General features: G+C 68.1%; 15 protein-coding genes and 4 pseudogenes. 7 read left to right on the forward strand and 12 right to left on the reverse strand.

Going from position 1 to position 20,798, the window contains the following annotated elements; all coding sequences use genetic code 11:
* Positions 1-70: 70 nt before the first annotated feature.
* The 7 genes from ACIBX3_RS21250 to ACIBX3_RS21280 all read right to left on the reverse strand — a co-directional run bounded on the left by ACIBX3_RS21250 (position 71) and on the right by ACIBX3_RS21280 (position 8,520).
* Entirely contained in the window at positions 71-739 is a 669-nt protein-coding gene (locus tag ACIBX3_RS21250; protein WP_397119442.1) for a response regulator, read from the reverse strand.
* A complete protein-coding gene (locus tag ACIBX3_RS21255; protein WP_397119444.1) occupies positions 736-3,276 on the reverse strand; it encodes a DUF4118 domain-containing protein in 2,541 nt (846 codons plus the stop codon). Before ACIBX3_RS21255 ends, ACIBX3_RS21250 begins: the two co-directional genes overlap by 4 nt.
* Complete coding sequence (locus tag ACIBX3_RS21260; RefSeq protein WP_397119446.1) at positions 3,273-4,091, reverse strand: potassium-transporting ATPase subunit C; 819 nt, start codon at positions 4,089-4,091, stop codon at positions 3,273-3,275. Before ACIBX3_RS21260 ends, ACIBX3_RS21255 begins: the two co-directional genes overlap by 4 nt.
* Positions 4,092-6,218 carry a potassium-transporting ATPase subunit KdpB gene (kdpB, locus tag ACIBX3_RS21265; protein ID WP_397119448.1) on the reverse strand — a complete coding sequence of 709 codons (2,127 nt, stop codon included), beginning with the start codon at positions 6,216-6,218 and terminating at the stop codon, positions 4,092-4,094.
* A gap of 2 nt (positions 6,219-6,220) precedes the next feature.
* The gene (gene kdpA / locus ACIBX3_RS21270) at positions 6,221-7,882 is read right to left on the reverse strand and encodes a potassium-transporting ATPase subunit KdpA (RefSeq protein WP_397119450.1); all 1,662 of its coding nucleotides are present in this window, start codon (positions 7,880-7,882) and stop codon (positions 6,221-6,223) included.
* On the reverse strand, positions 7,882-7,971 hold the full coding sequence (gene kdpF, locus ACIBX3_RS21275) for a K(+)-transporting ATPase subunit F (RefSeq protein WP_397119452.1): 90 nt from the start codon (positions 7,969-7,971) through the stop codon (positions 7,882-7,884). Before kdpF ends, kdpA begins: the two co-directional genes overlap by 1 nt.
* Before the next feature lie 264 nt (positions 7,972-8,235).
* On the reverse strand, positions 8,236-8,520 hold the full coding sequence (locus tag ACIBX3_RS21280) for a DUF6338 family protein (RefSeq protein WP_397119454.1): 285 nt from the start codon (positions 8,518-8,520) through the stop codon (positions 8,236-8,238).
* A gap of 92 nt (positions 8,521-8,612) precedes the next feature.
* On the opposite strand from ACIBX3_RS21280, the pseudogene ACIBX3_RS21285 reads away from it, so the two are divergent.
* Positions 8,613-8,801, forward strand: a pseudogene (locus tag ACIBX3_RS21285) (transposase); the annotation flags it as partial.
* Between the two features lie 630 nt (positions 8,802-9,431).
* Here ACIBX3_RS21285 and ACIBX3_RS21290 read toward each other — a convergent pair.
* From ACIBX3_RS21290 to ACIBX3_RS21310, 5 genes and pseudogenes are all read right to left on the reverse strand, one after another.
* Positions 9,432-10,349 (reverse strand): SDR family NAD(P)-dependent oxidoreductase, encoded by a 918-nt coding sequence (locus tag ACIBX3_RS21290; RefSeq protein ID WP_397119456.1) that lies wholly within the window; start codon positions 10,347-10,349, stop codon positions 9,432-9,434.
* A gap of 132 nt (positions 10,350-10,481) precedes the next feature.
* Positions 10,482-10,685, reverse strand: a complete 204-nt coding sequence (locus tag ACIBX3_RS21295; protein WP_397119458.1) for a hypothetical protein — start codon at positions 10,683-10,685, stop codon at positions 10,482-10,484.
* Between the two features lie 12 nt (positions 10,686-10,697).
* On the reverse strand, positions 10,698-12,281 hold the full coding sequence (locus tag ACIBX3_RS21300) for an MDR family MFS transporter (RefSeq protein WP_397119460.1): 1,584 nt from the start codon (positions 12,279-12,281) through the stop codon (positions 10,698-10,700).
* Between the two features lie 31 nt (positions 12,282-12,312).
* The gene (locus ACIBX3_RS21305; protein ID WP_397119462.1) at positions 12,313-12,912 is read right to left on the reverse strand and encodes a TetR/AcrR family transcriptional regulator; all 600 of its coding nucleotides are present in this window, start codon (positions 12,910-12,912) and stop codon (positions 12,313-12,315) included.
* 581 nt (positions 12,913-13,493) lie between these two features.
* A pseudogene (locus ACIBX3_RS21310) lies at positions 13,494-14,056 on the reverse strand (dihydrofolate reductase family protein).
* Positions 14,057-14,788: 732 nt separating this feature from the next.
* On the opposite strand from ACIBX3_RS21310, the pseudogene ACIBX3_RS21315 reads away from it, so the two are divergent.
* The 6 genes and pseudogenes from ACIBX3_RS21315 to ACIBX3_RS21340 form a co-directional block, all read left to right on the forward strand.
* Positions 14,789-14,932: pseudogene (locus tag ACIBX3_RS21315) on the forward strand (hypothetical protein); the annotation flags it as partial.
* Between the two features lie 33 nt (positions 14,933-14,965).
* The gene (locus ACIBX3_RS21320; protein WP_397120230.1) at positions 14,966-15,394 is read left to right on the forward strand and encodes a tetratricopeptide repeat protein; all 429 of its coding nucleotides are present in this window, start codon (positions 14,966-14,968) and stop codon (positions 15,392-15,394) included.
* Positions 15,395-15,889: 495 nt separating this feature from the next.
* Complete coding sequence (locus tag ACIBX3_RS21325; RefSeq protein ID WP_397119464.1) at positions 15,890-18,595, forward strand: AAA family ATPase; 2,706 nt, start codon at positions 15,890-15,892, stop codon at positions 18,593-18,595.
* 304 nt (positions 18,596-18,899) lie between these two features.
* Positions 18,900-19,004 (forward strand): annotated as a pseudogene (locus ACIBX3_RS21330) (NmrA family NAD(P)-binding protein); the annotation flags it as partial.
* Between the two features lie 68 nt (positions 19,005-19,072).
* Positions 19,073-19,264 carry a hypothetical protein gene (locus ACIBX3_RS21335; RefSeq protein WP_397120262.1) on the forward strand — a complete coding sequence of 64 codons (192 nt, stop codon included), beginning with the start codon at positions 19,073-19,075 and terminating at the stop codon, positions 19,262-19,264.
* A 382-nt stretch (positions 19,265-19,646) separates the two neighbouring features.
* A complete protein-coding gene (locus ACIBX3_RS21340) occupies positions 19,647-20,615 on the forward strand; it encodes an MBL fold metallo-hydrolase (protein WP_397119466.1) in 969 nt (322 codons plus the stop codon).
* The last annotated feature ends 183 nt before the right edge of the window (positions 20,616-20,798 follow it).

Consider the following 20,798-nt stretch of genomic DNA (forward strand, 5'->3'; position numbering starts at 1 on the left):
GGCCACGATGGCCGCCAACAGCGCCGATCCCTCCCGCAGGGGGAGGCCGGATGCCCAAACGGAGCAGGGGTCATGGGACGAACCGGTAGCCCATGCCCGGTTCGGTGATCAGATGTACCGGGTGGGCGGGGTCGCGTTCGAGTTTTTTGCGCAGCTGCGTCATGTACTGGCGCAGGTAGTGCGTCTCCTTGACGTACTCGCTGCCCCACACCTCGGTCAGCAGGTGACGCTGGGTGATGAGGTTGCCGGGATTGCGCACCAGGATCTCCAGCATGTGCCACTCGGTAGGCGTCAACCGCACGCCACCCGAGATGGTTTTGCTGGTCAGGTCCACCGTATGATCGCCGAGCTGGATGCGGGCCGGCTCGGCCTCCTGGACGGCGGAGCGCCGGGAGACGGCGCGGATGCGGGCGAGGAACTCCTCGATGCTGAACGGTTTCGTGACGTAGTCGTCGGCACCGGCATCCAGCGCCGCGATCTTGTCCTGGCTCCCGGACCGGCCGGACAGAACCACGATGGGTGTCTGGGTCCAGCCGCGCAAGCCGTGGATGACGTCCACGCCGTCGATGTCGGGTAGGCCGAGGTCGAGCACGACCAGGTCGGGATGCCATTCGGCGGCCTGGCGCAGGGCGGAGGCGCCGTCGCCGGCGACCGCGACCTCGTAGTGGCGGGCGACCAGATTGATGCGCAGTGCGCGGAGGAGCTGCGGCTCGTCGTCCACGACGAGGATCTTGGTCATGGTGTCACCGCCTTCGACGAGATGGGCATCTGGACGATCATGGTGAGGCCGCCCCCGGGTGTCTCCTCGGGTTCGAGGGTGCCGCCCATGGCCTCCGTGAGCCCGCGTGAAAGCGCGAGGCCCAGTCCGACGCCGGTGCCGTTGTGACGGTCGCCGAGCCGCTGGAAAGGCTGGAAGACCCGCTCGTGGGCCTCAGCGGGAATGCCGGGACCGCGGTCGATGACGCGGATTTCGACCACGTCGTCGTGCGTGCTGGCGGTGACCAGCACCGTCTGATCCGCGGGACTGTGGCGAACGGCGTTGGTCATCAGATTGACCAGGACCCGTTCCAGCAGCGCCGGGTCGGCGATGATCTCGGGCAGGTCGAAGGAGATGTCGCCTTCAACGTGGTCGCGCAGCGGCCCGAGGTCGTCGACGGCATGGGGGACGATCTCCTCCAGGGCGACGGGCTGGAGTGCCAGTCCGAGGACGCCGGCCTGCAGGCGGCTCATGTCGAGCAGGTTCTCCACGAGCCGGTCCAGCCGGTCCAGGGACTCGTCGGCGGTGGCCAGCAGTTCGTTGCGGTCCTCGGTAGTCCAGGTGACGTCGTGGCTGCGCAGGCTCTCGACGGCGGCCTTGGCGGCCGCCAGTGGGGTTCGCAGGTCGTGGCTGACTGCGGCGAGCAGCGCGGTGCGCATCTTGTCGGCCTCGGCCAGGGGTTTGGCAAGCTCGGCTTCTTCCTGCAGGCGTTCTTGGCGCAGCGCGACGGCGGCCTCGGCGGCGAAGGCCTCCAGCACTCCTCGGTCGCTGGCGTCCAATAGTCGGCCCTGGGCGGCCAGGACCAGTCGGTCGTCGATCGCGACGTCGGTGTCGGCCTTGGAGGGTGCGGTGCAGGGGGCGGCGCCGGAGGTGGCGATGATGCGCCAGGCGGCGGGCTCGGAAATGTCGTCGGGGGTGGGCTCGTCGAGGCGTTCGAGCAGGGTGACCGAGTCCAGGGCGAACGTCTCCCGCAGCCGCCCAAGTAGTGAGGGCAGCGCGGCCTCGCCTCGCAGCACGTGCCCGGCCAACGTGGACAGCACTTCGGCGTCGGCGCGGGCGCGGGCGGCCTCCCTGGTACGGCGGGCGGCCAGGTCGACGATCGTGCTGACGGCTGCGGCGACAAGCACGAATACGACGAGCGCGAGGAGGTTTTCGGGCTCGGCGACGGCGAGCCGCCCGAGCGGTGGCGTGAAAAACCAGTTGAGCAGCAGGAAGCCGCCGACGGCGGCGGTGATCGCCGGCCACATACCGCCGATCAGTGCGACGCCGACGACCAGGCACAGGAAGAGCAGGATCTCGCTGGTCAGTGACACCGCGTCACGGAACGGGGCGAGCGCGGCGGCCAGCAGCGGCAGGCCGGCCACCGCAACCACCCACCCGGTGAGCCTGCGCTTCCTGGTCAGAGCGGCTCGGGAGCGCTCGGGCCGCCTGCGGCCCCTCTTGGCCTCCTCGTGGGTGACGAGGTGGACGTCGATGGGGCCGGACAAGACTGTGGTCTCCACCCCCACGCCGCGCGAGAGGATCTGGGCGAACCGGCCGCGGCGGGAGGCGCCGAGGACGAGCTGGGTGGCGTTGACGGCGCGGGCGAAGTCGAGCAGGGCACGGGGGATGTCGTCGCCGACGACCTGGTGGTAGGTGCCGCCCATGTTCTCGACCAGGGCACGCTGGCGGGCCAGGTTGGCCGGGTCGCCGCCGGCGAGCCCGTCGGCTCTGGTGACGTGGACGGCCAGCAGGTCGGCGCCCTTGGTGCGGGCGGCGATGCGGGCGGCCCGGCGTACCAGGGTGTCGCCTTCAGGCCCGCCGGTCAGGGCGACCACGACGCGTTCGCGGGCTTCCCACGTTGTGGCGATGCCGTGGTCGGCGCGGTAGCGGTCGAGCTGCTCGTCGACCTTGCCCGCGACCCACAGCAGCGCCAGCTCGCGCAGCGCGGTGAGGTTGCCGACGCGGAAGTAGTTCGACATCGCCGCGTCCACCTTCTCGGGCGCGTAGACGTTGCCGTGGGCCATGCGGCGGCGCAGCGCCTCGGGGGACATGTCGACGAGCTCGATCTGGTTCGCTCGCCGGACGACCTCGTCGGGTACGGTCTCGCGCTGCGGGATGCCGGTGATCTGGTGGACGACGTCGTTGACCGATTCCAGGTGCTGGATGTTGACCGTGGAGATGACGTCGATGCCGGCGTCGAGGATCTCGTCGATGTCCTGCCAGCGCTTGGCGTTCTTCGAGCCTGGCACGTTGGTGTGGGCCAGCTCGTCGATCAGCGCGATCTTGGGCTTGCGCGCGATGACGGCGTCGGGGTCGAGTTCGGTGAACGTGGCCCCGCGGTAGACGAGGGTCCTGCGGGGGATGATCTCCATGCCCTCCAGCAGGGCGGCGGTGCGGGCGCGGCCGTGAGTCTCGACGAAACCGACGACGACGTCCCGGCCGCGCTCGAGCCCGCGGCGGCCCTCGCCGAGCATCGCGTACGTCTTGCCCACCCCCGGGGCTGCCCCGAGGTAGACCCGCAAGCGACCCCTCTTCATGACCGATCCAAAGCCAGATTGAGTTCGAGCACGTTCACCGCCGGCTCGCCCATGAAGCCGAGGGTCCGCCTGGTGGTGTGCTCCGCGATCAGTGCCTTCACCCGATCGAGCGGCAGCCCGCGCTCCCTGGCCACGCGCGGCGCCTGGAGCTCGGCGTAGGCGACGGAGATGTGTGGGTCGAGGCCGGAGCCGCTGGCCGTGACCGCGTCGGGGGGCACCGCCACCGTGGTCACGTTCCCGCGGATCGGCACGGTTCTGCCGGCCGAGTAGTCCTCCCCGGGCTGGGCGCATTCGACCTTCAGTCCCTGGTAACTAGCGATGAAGGGGGTGACGAGGCAGGCCTGGTTGACGCTGACAGCCCGGTCGGGGAAGACCTTGAGCACCGCGCCGACCCCGTCAGGGGTGCAGTACGGGCGGGCGCCGCTGACGCCTTCGAGCTCCCCGACCGCTTTGGACCGGGCGCAGACCTGGGTGAGCAGCGACTTTCCATCAGGCGTGTCGATGATGTCTTCGGGGCCGAGGTTGCCGGCCGCCGTGGAGGTTGGGTCGTACCCGTCACCGGCCGCCGAGGGCCGGGACTGGAAGTACGTCTTGACCGGGTTGCCGTCGGCGTCGGCGAAGGACTGGCCGATGAGCGCGCTGCCCACGACCTTGCCGTCCTTCTGGACGAGCGAGCCGTTGGCCTTGTCGTTGAACAGCGCCTGGGCCACCCCGGTGGCCAGGAGCGGATAGATGACGCCGGTGACCACCGTGAGCACGAGCAGCGCGCGCAGCGCGGCGACGTGCTGGCGGATCCAGCTGGGCATGCGGTCCATTTATGACATCCCGGGAAGGAACTGGATCAGTAGATCGATGAGCTTGATGCCGAGGAACGGGACGACGATCCCGCCGAGGCCGTAAACGTAGAGGTTGCGTGACAGCAGCTTGGACGCACTGGACGGTCGATACCTGACCCCGCGCAGCGCAAGCGGGATCAGCGCGATGATGACCAGTGCGTTGAAGATCACCGCCGACAGGATCGCCGACTGCGGACTGGCCAGACGCATGATGTTCAGCGCGTCCAGACCCGGGTAGACCGCCGCGAACATGGCTGGGATGATCGCGAAGTACTTGGCGATGTCGTTGGCGATCGAGAACGTCGTCAGCGCGCCCCGCGTGATGAGCAGTTGCTTGCCGATCTCGACGATCTCGATCAGCTTGGTCGGGTTGGAATCCAGGTCCACCATGTTCCCGGCCTCCTTGGCGGCGCTGGTGCCGGTGTTCATGGCCACGCCGACGTCGGACTGGGCCAGGGCGGGGGCGTCGTTGGTGCCGTCACCGGTCATCGCCACCAGGCGGCCGCCCTCCTGCTCCTTCCTGATCAGTGCGAGTTTGTCCTCAGGGGTCGCCTCGGCCAGGAAGTCGTCCACTCCGGCCTCGTCCGCGATGGCCTTGGCGGTCAGCGGGTTGTCACCGGTGATCATCACGGTACGGATGCCCATACGGCGCATCTCGTCGAACCGCTCCCGCATGCCGTCCTTGACCACGTCCTTGAGATGGATCACGCCGAGCACGCGGCCCTTATCGGCCACGACCAGCGGGGTGCCGCCGGAGGCCGAAATACCGTCCACAAGATGGCCGACCTGGCCAGTCGGGTGACCACCGGCATCGCGTATCCACTTCATGACCGCGGTGGCAGCGCCCTTGCGCACCTCCCGGCCGTCCAGGTTCACCCCGGACATGCGGGTCTGCGCGGTGAACGGCACCCACTCGGCGTGGGACAGCTCGCCCGGCTGCCGCTCGCGCAACCCGTAGGCCTGCTTGGCGTAGACCACGATGGAGCGGCCCTCCGGAGTTTCGTCGGCCAGGCTGGACAGTTGGGCGGCCTCGGCAAGCTCGCGCTCACTCACCCCTTCCACGGGGACGAACTCGCTCGCCTGCCGGTTTCCCAGCGTGATCGTGCCGGTCTTGTCCAGCAACAGCGTGGAGACGTCCCCGGCGGCTTCGACCGCGCGGCCGGACATTGCCAGGACGTTGCGCTGGACGAGCCGGTCCATGCCGGCGATGCCGATGGCCGACAGCAGCGCGCCGATCGTGGTCGGGATCAGGCAGACGATCAGCGACACCAGCACGATCCCGGTCACGCCGTCGCCGGTCAGCGCAAGTGAGTCCGGCACACCGGGGTTGATCTCCTTGGAGTAGATCGCCAGGGGCTGCATGGTGGCGGTGGCGACCAGGAAGATGATGGTCAGGGCGGCAAGCAGGATGTTGAGCGCGATCTCGTTCGGCGTCTTCTGCCGGTTCGCACCCTCCACCAGGGCGATCATACGGTCCACGAAGCTCTCACCAGGCTTTTGCGTGATCTGGACGATGATGTGGTCGGACAGCACCTTGGTGCCGCCGGTCACCGCAGAGCGGTCGCCACCGGACTCGCGGATCACCGGCGCGGACTCGCCGGTGATGGCCGACTCGTCCACCGACGCGATGCCCTCGACGACGTCGCCGTCACCGGGGATGACCTCCCCGGCCTCGACGATCACGTAGTCGCCCTGCTGGAGCTCGGACGCGCCGATCACGTCCCACTGGGTGTGGTCGTCGCGGCTCTTGAGGCGGCGGGCGGTCGTGTCGCGCTTGGCCGCACGCAGCGTCGCGGCCTGCGCCTTCCCGCGGCCCTCGGCCACGGCCTCGGCCAGGTTGGCGAACACCACGGTCAACCACAACCATACGACGATGGCCCAGGCGAACCACGACGGGTCGAGGATCGACAGGACGGTCGTGAAGACCGCGCCGATCTCGACGATGAACATCACCGGATTGCGCCACATGGTCGCCGGGTTGAGCTTCTTCAGCGCATCCGGCAGCGATCGGATCATCTGCTTGGGCTCGAGCAGTCCGCCGCCGACCCGGCCGTTCTTCTTGGGCGTCGGCGCCTGGCTCGGGGATTCGAGCACGTGCGTTGACATGTCTAGCGGATTCCTTCTGCGAGCGGGCCGAGCGCGAGCGCCGGGAGGAACGTCAGTGCGACCAGAATGATCGTGACGCCGACCACCAGGCCGACGAACTGCGGCCGATGGGTCGGCAGCGTGCCGACCGAGGCCGGGACCGGTGCCTGCTGAGCCAGCGAGCCCGCCAGCGCCAGGGCCAGTACGATCGGCACGAACCGGCCGAAGGCCATGCACAGGCCCAGCGTGGTGTTATGGAAGACGGTGTTCACGCTTACGCCTGCGAACGCCGAGCCGTTGTTGTTGGACGCGCTCGTATAGGCGTACAGGATCTCCGACAACCCGTGCGGACCGGAATTGAGCATCGCCGACCGGCCGGCCTCGGTGCCCATCGCCACGGCCGTGCCGACCAGCACCAGCACCGGGGTGATCAGGAAGTACAGCGAGGCCAGCTTGATCTCGCGGGCGCCGATCTTCTTGCCTAGATACTCAGGGGTACGGCCCACCATCAGGCCCGCCACGAACACCGTGATCACGGCCAGGATCAGCATGCCGTACAAACCGGCGCCGACCCCGCCCGGGGCCACCTCACCGAGCAGCATGTTGAAGATCAGCATTCCGCCGCCCAGCGCAGTGTAGGAGTCGTGGAACGAGTCCACCGCACCGGTGCTGGTCAGCGTGGTCGCCGAGGCGAACATGGCAGAGTTGGACGTGCCGAAGCGCGCCTCGCGGCCCTCCAGCGCCGCGCCGATCGCCTGCGGAACGGTGCCGCCCGCGCTCAGCTCGGCCCAGTTCGTCAGGCCGACGCTGATCATTGCGATGACGCCCATGACGGCGACGATCGCGTAGCCCTGCCGGTTGTCGCCGACCATGCGGCCGAACGTGCGCGGCAAGCTGAACGCGATCACCAGCAGCAGGAAGATCTCGAACCAGTTCGTCCACGACGTGGGGTTCTCGAACGGGTGGGCCGAGTTGGCGTTGAAGAAGCCACCGCCGTTCGTGCCCAGATCCTTGATCGCCTCCTGCGAGGCGACCGCGCCCGGGGTGAACGTCTGATGGCCACCCGTCAGAGTCGTCCACGTGCTGTGGTCGGCGAAGGTCTGGATCACGCCGCCGGCGACCAGCACCAGGGCGGCGACGAACGCGATCGGCAGCAGGATGCGGATCGTGCCGCGGACCAGGTCCACCCAGAAGTTGCCCAGCGTGTCGGTCTTCTTGCGGGCGAAGCCGCGTACCAAGGCGATCGTCACCGCCATGCCGACGGCCGCGGAGACGAAGTTCTGCACGGCCAGACCCGCGGTCTGTACCAGGTGGCCCATGGTCGACTCGCCGGAGTAGGCCTGCCAGTTGGTGTTGGTGACGAAGCTGACCGCGGTGTTCCAGGCCAGCGCCGGCTCCACCGGCTTCATCCCGAGGGGCAGGAACAGGTGGCTCTGCAGGCGCTGCAGCGCGTACAGGAACAAGATCGAAACTACCGAGAACGCCAGCACGCTGCGCGCGTATACACCCCAGCGCTGCTCGCCGCCGGGCTGGACGCCGAGCAGCCGGTAGATCACCCGCTCGACGGCGTTGTGCCTGGTGCCGGTGTAGACGTGATACATGTAGTCGCCCAGCGGCTTGTAGCACAGAGCCAGGGCAAGCAGCAGGGAGGCGATGAACAGGATCCCGGCCAGGGTCGGGGACATCAGAAACGCTCCGGGAACAGCAGGGCCACGACGATGAAGCCCACCAGGCCGACGACCACGACAAGGCCGGCGGCGTTGACGGCACTCACAGCCGCTCCACCGCCTTGACGACCAACCCCAAGACCACGAAGACCGCGATCGTCAGGGCTACGAAGACGACGTCCGTCATCCCCACTCCTCAGGTACAAGCCATGTTGGTTACGGCCGCGCCTAACCAGGCGGCCACGACCAGCAAATCCCTGATTTTGTGGCGTTTTGTCGTTCTTGACGGATTCCATACGGCCACGTCCCGAATATTGACGCCGTTTCTACGGGGGCCGGGTGACGGCACCGCGGCGTGTTGATCGCCTTCGTCAACGGCGCCCCCGCCCGAGACCTCGCCACCGCTTGCGGCTATTCGGGTTCTGGGGCCGGTTGACGATCTTTGCCGCTAGGGTTTCGCACTGGTTCAGCTTGTCCAGATCCGGCGTGGCAGTCGGCACCACAACGTGGAAAACGATGAACAGCCCAAGGACCGTTAGTGCCGCCAAAATGCTGCCGAACCCCACGGCAACGGTCTCCCGGAAGCGCCTGTGCGGAGCCTTGCGTTCCCAGATCAGGATGTAGACGAAGCCCGGCAACAGCAAAACAACGAACAACAGCAGCCCCGCAATGAGCTAGGCATGTCGCCCACGCTACCGGTGGATCATCGGCTGTTGATGAAGATGCCTGCCAAGGCAAGGCCTACCCACACGAGCAGACCCGGTCCTTCCGCCGCCTGCGCAACTGGCGCGTGGGCGTCAAGGCCCGCATCAGCCATCTCAAGCGCGGGTTCGGACTGCGCCGCACCCGCCTACGCCACCACTCAGGAGCACGAACGTGGGCAGGACTCGCGATCTTCGCCCACAACCTCCAGCGGATGACGGTTATCAGCGGGTGACCACGGGGACCCGGACCCACAGGCCAAGCCCGGCACACCGCATCCACGCTTCGCCGGCATCCACAGCCGGTGGATCAAGGCTCGCCGGCCTTTTCCGGGGCAAGTAGCTATAGCTACTTTCCCCTTGCAAAGTCGGTCGCCTGAACTTTGCTGACCTGAGGGAATTGCCTGCGGTGGTGATGGCGATGCCGGGAGAACGACCTTGATGTCATTGCGTCGGAGATAGCCGCCATGCTGCGCATCGCCGACCGGGAGATCTCGTTATGGGAGGCCATGCTGCCTCACAGTTGTCGCAGGAATCGCTCGCATCGATGTGTACCTGGATGATGAGCTCGAAGCTGCCCTCCGCTGACACCCCTCGCGACATCGGTGCGCCGAACCCTCGAGGCGAACAGGCCCATAGACGCCAAACCCGCGTGGGGTTCCCGCTGAAGAACCTTCAGTTCGCGTGAACTCTGGGCTTTCCGGGCCCAGGACTCCTGAAGCTACGGCCAGGGGCGAAGTAGATGTTAGCTATCTTGCGAGTTCGGGGTCGGTCAGGACGTCGTCGGCGAAGACGTCCACATCGGGTGCCGGGGTTTGCTGCGGTCGCCATCGTCGCTGCCCTTGGTACAGGTCCGGTTGTCTTCGTCAGACGGGGAACAGGACACCGGTCAGCTCCTCCGAAACCGCCCACAGTCGGCGTTGGCCCGCCACGTCGTGAGAGGCCGGGCTCGACTCGGCCAGGGTCGGGTACCCACGGGCCTCGCGAGGCCGGCTGCCGCCGGGCCCGTAGTACTGGCCGCCGCGTACGTCCGGGTCGGTGGCGGCACGCAGGACGGGCAGCGCGCCCATGGCCGCGCTCTGGAGCAACGGGCTGAGCGCCTTGAAAAGCGCACGCTGAGACAGCGACGCGTTACGGGAGAGGTCGGTCCGGGCGAGGCCGGGGTGCGCGGCGACCGCGATGGTCGTGTCCCCGCCCGACAGGCGGCGCTGGAGCTCGTGGGTGAACATCAGGTTCGCGAGCTTCGACTGGCCGTATACGGCCATCGCGTTGTAGGACCGCTCCCTTCGCAGGTCGTCGAAGTCGATTCCGTTCGGCGTACGGTGAGCTATGGCACTGACCGTCACCGCGCGGGAGCCGCGGACCGGGAGCATCGCCTCGAGCAGGAGACCGGTGAGCGCGAAGTGCCCCAGGTGATTGGTGGCGAACTGTCGTTCGAACCCGTCGACGGTGATTTCTCTCGGTATGTGTGAGACACCGGCATTGTTGATCAGCAGATCGATCGTCGGGTGGTCTGCCCGCAGTTCCTCCGCGGCGGCACGGACGGAGGCCAGCGAGGCCAGATCGAGTCGCTGGACGGTGACGTGCGCGCCAGGGCTGGCGGCGGTGATCCGGGCGGCGGCCTGTTTGCCTTTGTCCACGTCTCGCACGGCGAGGACCACCGAGGCGCCGCGCGCGGCGAGAACGGTAGCGGTCTCCCATCCGATGCCGCTGTTGGCGCCGGTAATCACGACGGTGCGCCCCTGCTGTGAGGGCACACTCTCAGCGGTCCAGTTCGGGCTCACGTTGTTTCTCCTTGGGCTATGTCCGGAACGACCCGTTCCGGCTCGGTCATTTGGAATTGTCGAGATGCCGTACTTCGCGGCGGCGTACTCGGGGCGCGTGCGCCGCCGCGGACGATGACGGTGGAGCCGATTTCACGATGGCGCCGTGGCCCTGGTCCAGCATCCGAGAGCCGAGTTCGTGGACGCACAGCATGGTTCTTTGACGTCCACGGCGAGCGGGTGATCGATGGACTCCTCAGTGGGGTCCCGCCAGGACGTCTGCTCGCCTGCCACGTCACCGTCGTTGTTCACCAGCACGTCCAGTCCGCCGAAGCGGCCGAAGACCTCCTCAGCCATACGGACGGCCGGTCAGCGTCCGGCGGCTGTCGCAGGCTGCTGAGTGTCGTCCGGTGTGTCGGTGCCCGTCTCGGCGTTGGTGGCGGCGAGCTTCTTCTCGGGGAGAAGCAAGGCCAGGATCAGGCCGAGCGCGAACAAGGGGACCAGGTAGCGGAAGACCGGGGTCAGGGCGTGCTGGTAGGAGGCGATCACGGCGTTCTGCACGGCGGTGGGCAGGGAGTGCACGACGGCGGGGGTCAGGGAGTTGGTGTCGCCGACCGTGCCGGCGGCGCCGCTGGGTAGGCGGGCGGCGAGTTGGTCGGTGAGTCGGTGGGTGAAGATGGCGCCGACGGCGGCGGTGCCGAGGGTGGCGCCGATTTCGCGGAAGAAGTTGTTGGCGGAGGTGGCGGTGCCGACGTCGGCGGCGGGGAAGTCGTTCTGCACGGCGAGGACGAGGTTCTGCATGATCAGTCCGAGGCCGGCGCCGAGCAGGAAGACGTAGGCGCAGACGACCCAGAGCGCGGTGTGCACGGTCAGGGTGGACAGCAGCAGGGCCGTCACGGCCATCAGCACGCTGCCCACGATCGGGTAGATCTTGTAGCGGCCAGTCCGGCCGATCAGCTGCCCAGACAGCAGCGCGGTGGCCATGAGGCCGACGACCATGGGGATGAGCAGCAGGCCCGACTCGGTGGCGTTGACGTCGTAGACCATCTGCAGGTAGGTGGGCAGGTAGCCGATGACGGCGAACATGCCGATGCCGACCGTGATCAAGCCGAGCAGGGTGGCGATGTTGAAGATGCGGCTGCGGAACAGCCACAGCGGGATGATCGGCTCGGCGGCGCGGCGCTGGGAGAGGAAGAACAGCGTCCAGCCGAGCACGGCGCCGGCGGCCAGCCCCAGGATGAGTGGGTCGGACCAGGCGTACTGGGTGCCGCCCCAGACCGCGAGCAGGACGGTGGCGGCGACGGACGCGGCCATCAGGGTGATGCCGAGGTAGTCGATGGAGATCTTGACAGCCTTGCGGGGAAGGCGCAGGGCGAAGGCGCAGATGGCCAGGGCGACCAGGCCGACGGGCAGGTTGATCCAGAACGCCCACCGCCAGTCGGCGTTGTCGGTGAACCAGCCGCCGAGCAGGGGCCCGGCCACCGAGGAGAGGCCGAAGACGGCACCGATCGGGGCCATGAAGCGGGCGCGTTGCCGGGGCGGCACGAGGTCCGCGATGATCGCCTGTGAGGTGATCATAAGGCCGCCGGCGCCGAGGCCCTGGATGGCCCGGCCGATGATGAGGGTGGTCATACTGGTTGCGGCGCCGGCGACGAAGGATCCAGCGAGGAAGATGCCGATGCCGGCGAGGAAGAGGGCCTTGCGGCCGATCAGGTCGCCGAACCGGCCGTAGAGCGGCATGCCGATCGTGGCGGCCAGGGTGTACGCGGTGGCCACCCAGGCCATGTGGCTGACGCCGTGCAGTTCGCCGACGATGGTCGGCAGGGCGGTCGCGACGATGGTCTGGTCGAGGGAGGCCAGCAGCATTGTGGCCATCAGGCCGCCGAAGATCAGAGCGAAGCGTGGCGGCAGCGTGAACGAGTCCTGTTCCTGTTCGGCGGCGGAGGTGGTCATCGGGGGTTCTCCAGGGGATGAGAGGCCGGTGTCAGCGGCCGAGCAGGTTGTGTAGCGCGGCGACGGCGCTGCGCACGTACGGGATCGGGTCGTCGTTGCCGCCGCGGGCGGTGACGCTGTCGAGGCCTGTCTTCACGGCCGCCACCGCGAGGGCGGCGATCAGCCGGGGCATCTCGTCGCTCGGCTGCTCGCCGGTGCGTGCCGCTACCGCCGTGGCCAGGTGGCGCTGGTACTCGTCGAACCCGGCGAGCAGCACGGCCAGGATGGCGGGATGGTCGTGGGCCAACTGGAAGGTGGCGAGCACGTCGTACGGCGGCGGGTGCTCGGCCGTGTACCGGACCATGAGGTCGGTCAGGTCGGCCAGCAGCTCCCGCGGATGTGCCGGGCCCGCCGCGATGAACGCGGCGAGGACATCGTCGGGCAGCAGCGGCGGCCCCTCGATCACGGCCGCCTCTTTGGTGGGGAAGTAGTTGAAGAAGGTGCGCGGCGAAACGCCAGCCTCGGCGCTGATCGCCTCCACGGTGACCCTGTCGAAGCCGCGCTCCCGGACCAGCCGCAGCGCGACCTCGTGGATCTCCTGAAGGGTCTGGCGCCGGCGACGCTCACGGAGGCTCTCGTTGGTTGAAGTCACAACCAGTATCTTGCACTGCCTGCAAGGAATTCACAATAGGCATGTATTGCGCGTCATGCAGCGACCTGACGGCGCCGCGGGTGCGGGGCATGACGAGCATCCGAACGAAAGGTCCCGTTAGCAGAGCAGAGTTGAGCGGCTTGCCGTGACTTTCCGCTCGGATGCGCTTCGCCGGAAGGTTTCCACAGGTCATAAGCCATACAGAGCGAGGTTGGTGGGGCTGGGAGGTGCTGCCTGCGGACACGAAAGTGATCCGCGACGGGAGCGCGTCGTCCACCGTCATGGCTTGCTTGAGCTCGGGCGGGCCTGCCGCTGGGGAGGGTTTCTTCTGTTGGGTAAGTCTTCCAGGCCAGAAGCGGCGAGCCGGCCGGGTCTTCTCGGACCCGTCAGCGGCGCCAGGGCGGCTCTGTGATGGAGGCGGGGCCGTGGGAGTCGGTGAGGGCGGCGAGGATGGTCTCGCAGATCTCGCCGAAGTTGCGGGGGCCGCTCGGGGGGAGGCGGTCGCCTGTTGCTGTACTCGGCTGTACCGTGCGCCCCTTCCTCGGGCGGCCCGAAGCACGGGCCGATCCGAGGTTGGGCACTCAGCGCCTGGTCTCGTACCTGGTCAGGAGTACGCCGTCGGGAAACGTCCGGGTCTCCACCAGGCTCAGGTTCACCCAGTTGTCCAGGGCTGTGAAGAACGGCGTGCCGCCGCCCAGCAAGACCGGTGCGGTGACCAGCACGTACTCGTCGATCAGCCCGGCCCGCATGGCCGCCGCGGCGAGTGTGGCACCGACGATGTCCATGGGGCCACCGTCCTCGGCCTTGAGCCTGGTGATCTCGGTGACCGCGTCGCCGGTGACCAGACGGGTGTTCCAGTCGACCGTCCTGGTCATCGAGGAGAACACCACCTTCGGCATGTCCCGCCAGCGGCGGGCGTACTCGATCGCCGCCGGTGTGGCGCCCGGCTGCTTGTCGGCGGTCGGCCAGTGGGAGCTCATCGTCTCCCACAGCTTGCGCCCGTACAGCGCCAGGCCCGTCGCGCCCACCCGGTCGGACCACCACTGGAACAGCTCGTCGCTCGGCACGCTCCAGCCGAGGTCGTCGCCGGGTGCGGCGATGTAGCCGTCCAGGCTCATGTCATGCCGAAGGTCAGTTTCCGCATGGCGTCAGCCTCCTGTGAGTCGGTATTCGGCGTACAGACCAGCACGGCGCGGAAAAATCACCGGTCAGGCCACACCGATCTATGCCGAAGTACCGGAGCAGGTGGGACAAGGCCCGCGGACGAGCGTACGCGCGGGCCTGGAGTCCCCGAGGTGGATAACCGACCCTCGGCCCAGACAGGTGGGACAGCCGGGCAGGTCGCGCGCACCGATCTGATCCCAGTCAAGTGCGCTACCCAAGTCCCCAAATCGACACCCCGACCAGCGGCAACGCCGTCAAGATCATTGCACGTATATCGGTGGGCCACCGACATACGGCGGCTCTCGATGGCATCTGGCTGCGTACCCCAGAAACGCAGAAGAGGCCCCGAAGGGCCTCTGAGCTGCGCTTACTGCTGGTGGCAGGTGCAAGGTTCGAACTTGCGTAGGCTGAGCCGACGGTTTTACAGTCCTGTCACGATCATGCGCTGACCTGTGCTTATACCCATGACCACCTCAACTTGGCCGCGTATTGGCCACGATCAAGCTCTAGACGGACCTGAGCGAGATGCCTTCCTACCCGAGGCCGAGGCATCGCCGTTCAGCTGCCGCGCACGGATGGAGACGCAGGCGTAGCTCGCGCGATCGTGTTCCGCACGGTGGAGTAGGTGGGCGCCGCAGTCCGGCTGTCCCGTAAACCGTCCTGAATCTCAAGGTGTCTCCGCCCATCTTAGAGTTAGACAAAGAACGGTCAGGCGGACCGAGCCCGCTACTGGTGGCAACGCACCGTGGCCAGCGCTAAGGGCCGCGACGCCTCGGGGGCGATGTACAACCTCGGCCTCCTGGAGAGCGAGCAGGGGCGGGTGGAGCAGGCCCGCCACTGGTATGAGCAGGTAATCGCCACCGGCCGCGGCGACTTTGTTCCGCATTCGATGGTCAACCTTGGCAACCTGGACCAGAAACAGGGGCGGGTGGAACAGGCCCGCTACTGGTACGAGCGCGCACTCGCCACGGGCCACCCAGACCAGGCCCCGCTGGCGATGAACAACCTTGGCCGCTGGGAGAGCGAGCAGGGACGGGTGGAGCAGGCCCGCCACTGGTACGAGCAGACGATCGCCACCGCTGACAACAAAGTTACCCCGGCGGCGATGGTCAACCTCGGCATCCTGGAGGAGGAACGGGGGCGGGTGGAACAGGCCCGCCACTGGTACGAGCAGACGATCGCCACCGGCCATCCCGAGTACTCGGCAACGGCCCAATCCGGGCTACACGACCTCGATCGGCGCCAGCGGGAGCTGCGGCGCGCTGAGTGGGACGCGCAATACGGCTGGGGCTACGTCGACCCTCGCGACGAACCCTGATGGTCGGGTAGCCCGGAGGAATCTCACCCCCGGGCTCCCACAGATCCGTGCGTAACAGTCTCCCGTTACACGGCTCTTGTCGTTCTGATCATCTGACGGCCGGTTTCGCTCAGGCCCAGTGTGCAAAGTACCGAGGCTGCCGGGCCACCGCATCACGCATTGCCCGGGTGGCCTTCGTCCAGTTGCTCAACCTCTTGTACTTGTTCATGATCCATCGCAGCAGGTAGGTGTTGATGCGATGGAGCACGGGATACCACACAAGGATGCTTCCGGCCACCCCAATGAGACCCGATGCGGGCGGATGTCGCGGTAGCGGGTTCGGGGTCCGGCGAGGCGGGCAGCCATCAGCCAGCTCGTTGCGATCGTGATTCAGCGCTAACGGCGTCCGTCGATTCCTCGACCCCGGACTTCCGATGCCCTCGAGCTACCACGAACTCACGGCCCTGGAGGCGGACATGCGACGCTAGTAGCGATCGTCCTTCGGAAAGGAGACCGATGCTGCACGGGCGGGAAAAGGAGCAGGAGGCGATCGCGCGCCTGCTTGATGATGCTCGCGGTGGCCGAGCAGGGGCGCTTTTCCTGCGCGGTGAGGCCGGCATCGGCAAGTCGGCGTTGTTGGAATACGCTGCGGTCACCGCGCGGATGCGTCTCCTTCGGGTGGGCGGGGTGGAATCGGAGGCCTCACTGCCCTTCGCCGCACTGCACCTGCTGCTGCGCCCCGTCATCGATCGTGTCCCGGCTATGCCCGCCCGCCAGGCAGAGGCACTGGCCACGGCCTTCGGCCTGGCCCAGGACGCGGCCCCTGCCGAGCGCCACCTGATCGGCATCGCCACGCTCAACCTGCTCATAGAGCTGTCGGCGGACGGACCGGTCCTGTGTCTGGTGGACGACGCGCAGTGGCTGGACCGCGAGTCGGCAGACGCGTTGCTGTTCGTGGCCCGCCGCCTGCACGCCGAGCCGGTGGCCATGGTGCTGGCCGCCAGGGAAGAGCCGTCCCCGTTTCCCTCCGTCGGCGTGCCGGAACTGCGGCTGGGAGGCCTGAGCAGGGCCGCGGCCGATCGGCTGCTGGCGGAGAGCACCGGGGAACTGCCGCTGGCCGTCCGCGAGCAGATCGCCGTGGAGGCGCAGGGCAACCCGCTGGCATTGCTGGAGCTGCCGCGGACCCTCACTCCCGAGCAACGGACAGGGGCTTACGCCCCGCCAACCTTCTCTCTGGGCGGCGGCGAGCCGGTGAGCGGCCAGGTGCTGGCAGGCTTCCGGGCGCGAATCGCCTCTTTGCCCGCCGCGGCCCGGACCTGCGTGCTGGTGGCGGCGCTTGAGGACACCGGCGAACTCGGCACGTTGACGCGGGTGTTGCGGGAGCTGGGCTGCGCTCTGGACGATTTCGCTCCCGCCGAGCGGGCCGGTTTGGTCACTGTGGTGGAGGCCGGCCTGCGTTTCCGCCATCCGTTGGTGCGTACGGCGGCGCGGCTCTCGGCCGACGTGGCGCAGCGCATAACGGCGCACCGGGCGCTGGCGCAGGCGGTGGATGACGACCGGCGCGCCTGGCACCTGGCGGCGGTGACCGTCGAGCCCGACGAGGGGCTCTCTGCCAGCCTGGAGGCTGTGGCGGTCCGGGCGCGGCAGCGAGGCGGTCAGGCGACCGCGGCGGCGGCCTACGTGCGGGCCGCCGAGCTGTCGGCCGATCCGGAGGCGCGTCGGCGCCGGCTGGTAGCCGGTGCGGCGGCCGCGGCGGCTGCCGGGTTGTGGCGGCGAGCCGACGATCTAGCCCGCCGTGCCGGCCTGCTGGGCCCGGCGCGGGAGCGGGACGTGGCCGCGGAGCTGGCCAGGACGCGGTCGATTCTGGCCTTCCGGTCGGGCCGGCCGCTGGAGGCGGCCCGGCTGCTCCAGGAGGGTGCCGCTGCGATCGGCGAAACCGACCCGGTAGCAGCGCTGTCGATGCTGGGCCAGGCCAGCCTGTACATATGGGGCAGCAGCACCCACCCTGACCAAGTGCCGCTGGCCCGCCGCACCGAGGAGTTGACCCCGCGCCTAGATGGTCCTCTGGATGCGGTCCGCGTCTTCAACCAGGGCATGCGCCGCCTGCTCGAAGGTGACATCACGCTGGCCGGCACCGCCGCCACCAGCCTGAGCCGCGAGGAGTCACTGCCGTTCGAGACCCGGCTGCTGGCCGCCACCGTCGGGCTCATCAGCGGAGACCTGTCGGGCATGATCGAGGTTGCCACACACCTGGTCACCGAGTGCCGCGACGCGGGACGGATCGGCCACCTCGCGCAGGCGATGACGGTGCTGGCCGCGGCCCAACTGCTCGGCGGCCACCATCGGGCCGCCCAGGCGAGCGTGAGTGAGGGGTTGCGCATCGCAGAAGACGTCGGCCTGCCGTACTGGCACGACTATTTGACCGGCCTGGCCGCCTGGCTGGCCGGGGTCGCGGGGGAAGAGGAGCGCTGCCGAGACCTGGCCGAGCTGGCCACCACACGCCGAGAGGTATGGATGCCGGGTTCTGGCTGGTCTACGTACGCGCTGACGATGCTCGACTTGGGCGCGGGCCGCTACGAGTCCGTGCTGAGGCGGCTGGACGGCGCGGTAACCGGGCTTGGGCGCCACGCGCGCCTCTGGTCGCGCGCCAGTGCCGATTACGTCGAAGCCGCGGTCCGGTTGGGCACTCCCGAGCGGGCCGGGTGGGCCATGGCGCGCATCCGCGCCCTCTCCGAGACTGTGCACCAGCCTTGGGTCGATGCCCTGCTGCGTCGGTGCGAGGCACTGCTGGCCGGATCCGGCGAGGGTTTCGAGTGCGCGTTGGAACGGCACCGGCAGGCCGACCAGCCCTTCGACCGAGCTCGTACCCAGCTGCTGTACGGCGAATGGCTGCGCCGCCACCAGCGGCGTGCCGAGGCTCGTGGGCACTTGGAGGCAGCGCTGGAGACCTTCGACCGCCTCGGTGCTACCCCGTGGGCCGATCGCGCGGCCGCCGAACTGCGCGCCACCGGCGTCCCGGTCTCCCGTCACGCCGACGTGCTGGGAACGCTCACGCCTCAAGAATTCCAGGTGGTACGGCTGGCGGCGGCAGGCGCCTCCAACCGGGAGATCGGCGCGCAGCTGTTCCTGAGCCCGCGCACAGTCGCCTACCACCTGTACAAGGCCTTTCCCAAGCTGGGCGTGAGCTCGCGCGCCGAGCTGGCCGGCCACATGCTGACCTAATCGGGCGGCTCCGCCGTACACCTGAACCCAGTCATGTGACGGAGGCGGCGCGGCGGCGTGCGCCCCTAACGTCGGCGGCGTGACCATTCCCACCTACTCCCTGACCGCCGGGACCGCCGCCGGGCGCTGGCTATGGAGATCATGGACGTCGAGGTGCGCATGTCCTCGTCGCCGGTGAGCCGAATGCGTGGACCTGGCCCCACTCGCGCAGGTAACAGGTGCCGGACGTCATGGGGCGCACAGTGGTGCACCTTGTGATTTGTATAACTGATCTTATGTCGACGGGGACCTTCCGGAGGTTGAAATGATCTCGGTGACCGGTGTGACTGGCAACGTTGGCTCAGAACTGGCCGGCGCGTTGATCCAGACCGGCGTACGGGTGCGCGCGCTGGTCCGCGAGCCGGGCGCCGCGGTGCCGGACGGCGCCCAAGTCGCCGTACTGGCCAGGGTGCTCAGCGCGACCTGCGCTGCGTCGGTTTGTCGGACGAGCAGACGCGCACCGAGATGGGCAACAGTACGCCCTCCGAGTACGTCGATGCCTTCTTCCGCTTCTACCACAACGGCACACTCGACGAATCGCAGATCCACCCGGACCTACAAGAGGTGACCGGCCGACCGGCCCGCACCTTTGAACAGTGGGCGAGGTCCCACATTGAAAACCTCCGTTGACTGATTGCGGCCGGCAGCCGAGATCAACACAACCCGGCCAGCGGAAGGAGTTCGCATGGGCCACCGGCACCCCGTTCAACTCCAGTTCAACCGGGAGCGTGTCAGCATCCAGCACCACCGCACCCGGGTTGCTGTCAGGGGATCCATTGCGAAGACGTCCACCTATGCGAAGGGAACCTCGAGCCCGCTCTTCATCACGTCTGCGCTCCTGTCAACCGATTCCGGTTGACAGCGGGCGCTCTGCGGCGAGCCGGGGACCTGCCGTTCACATGTGCCCTGCGCCGCCTGACCGGGCGGTCCAGTGAGAGCGGTGTGAGCGGCATGAATGACCAGTTTGCTTTCATCATCACACCTTTACCGGCATGATTAAGGATCGCAGAGCATGAAGAACGCAATCGCAACACTCCTGGCGGCGGCTCTGACCGCGACCGGATCCCTGGCGTCCACGCCCTCCGCTGCAGCTTCAGCTCCCGAGGGCCTGCACGTCGAGCGGTTCGCCTCGCCCAATCCCGGCTCGGTCAACACCTACTTGATACAGGCGCCGCAGGGCCTGATCCTCGTCGACACCTTGCGGACGCTCACCGACGCCCGCAATGCGCTGGCCCGCGTACAGGACACCGGTCAGCCGATCGTCGCCATCCTGCTGACCCACTCACACCCCGACCACGTCGGAGGCGCCGGAGTTTTCCACGACGCGTTCCCCTGGGCACCCATCTACGCCTCCACCAGCACGGCGAAAGCGATGCGAGAAGACAAGCGGGGCTTCTACGACCTGCAGAGGTCACTGCCCGACGCCGACTACCCCGACCAGCTCACCTACCCGAACAGGACGTTCAAGCCGGGAACGAGTGTGAAGATCGGGGGGCTGACGCTGCAGACCGCCGACTTCATCGAAGGCGAGTCCGATGCGGCAATCGTGTACTACGAGGCCCGCAGCCGGTCGCTGTTCACCGGCGACCTGGTGGGCAACCGGGTCACCCCCGCCCTGCTGGAGGGGCACACCTGCGGGTGGTTGGTCCACCTCGACCGGATCAGCACGCGCTTCGCCGGCGCACGACGGCTGTACCCCGGACACGGCGGTCCGGGCACGCCGGGCAGGCTCATCACCGCGCAGCGCGCCTACCTCAAAGACTTCCGCGCCCTCGTCAAACCCACGGTGCGCGCCGCCTCCAAGGGCGGCTCCCGCGTGACCGCCACCGAGCGCCGCTCGATCATCGCCAGGATGAACCGCGCCTACCCCAACCACCCCAGCGTGGCCTCGCTGCCCACGATGATGGAGGAGAACGTCAAGGCGGTCGCCGCCGAGCTACGCACCACCAAACCCGCCGAACTCCCCGCCGCCTGCCGCTGACCCCGCAGTCCCCTTCACCCGGTTGCCGCGCTCCCGGCCGTCCCGCCACTCTCCCGCCGGAACCGACATCCCCGCCGGGTGGCTGCCAAAGGACGGCCCAAGGACGCCATACCCCCCACCACGCCATGGACGCCGCATCACCATCGGCATCCAAGGCCCGCAAGACAACGACCTGATGGGATA

Source organism: Nonomuraea sp. NPDC049480 (assembly GCF_044465905.1).
Lineage (GTDB): Bacteria > Actinomycetota > Actinomycetes > Streptosporangiales > Streptosporangiaceae > Nonomuraea.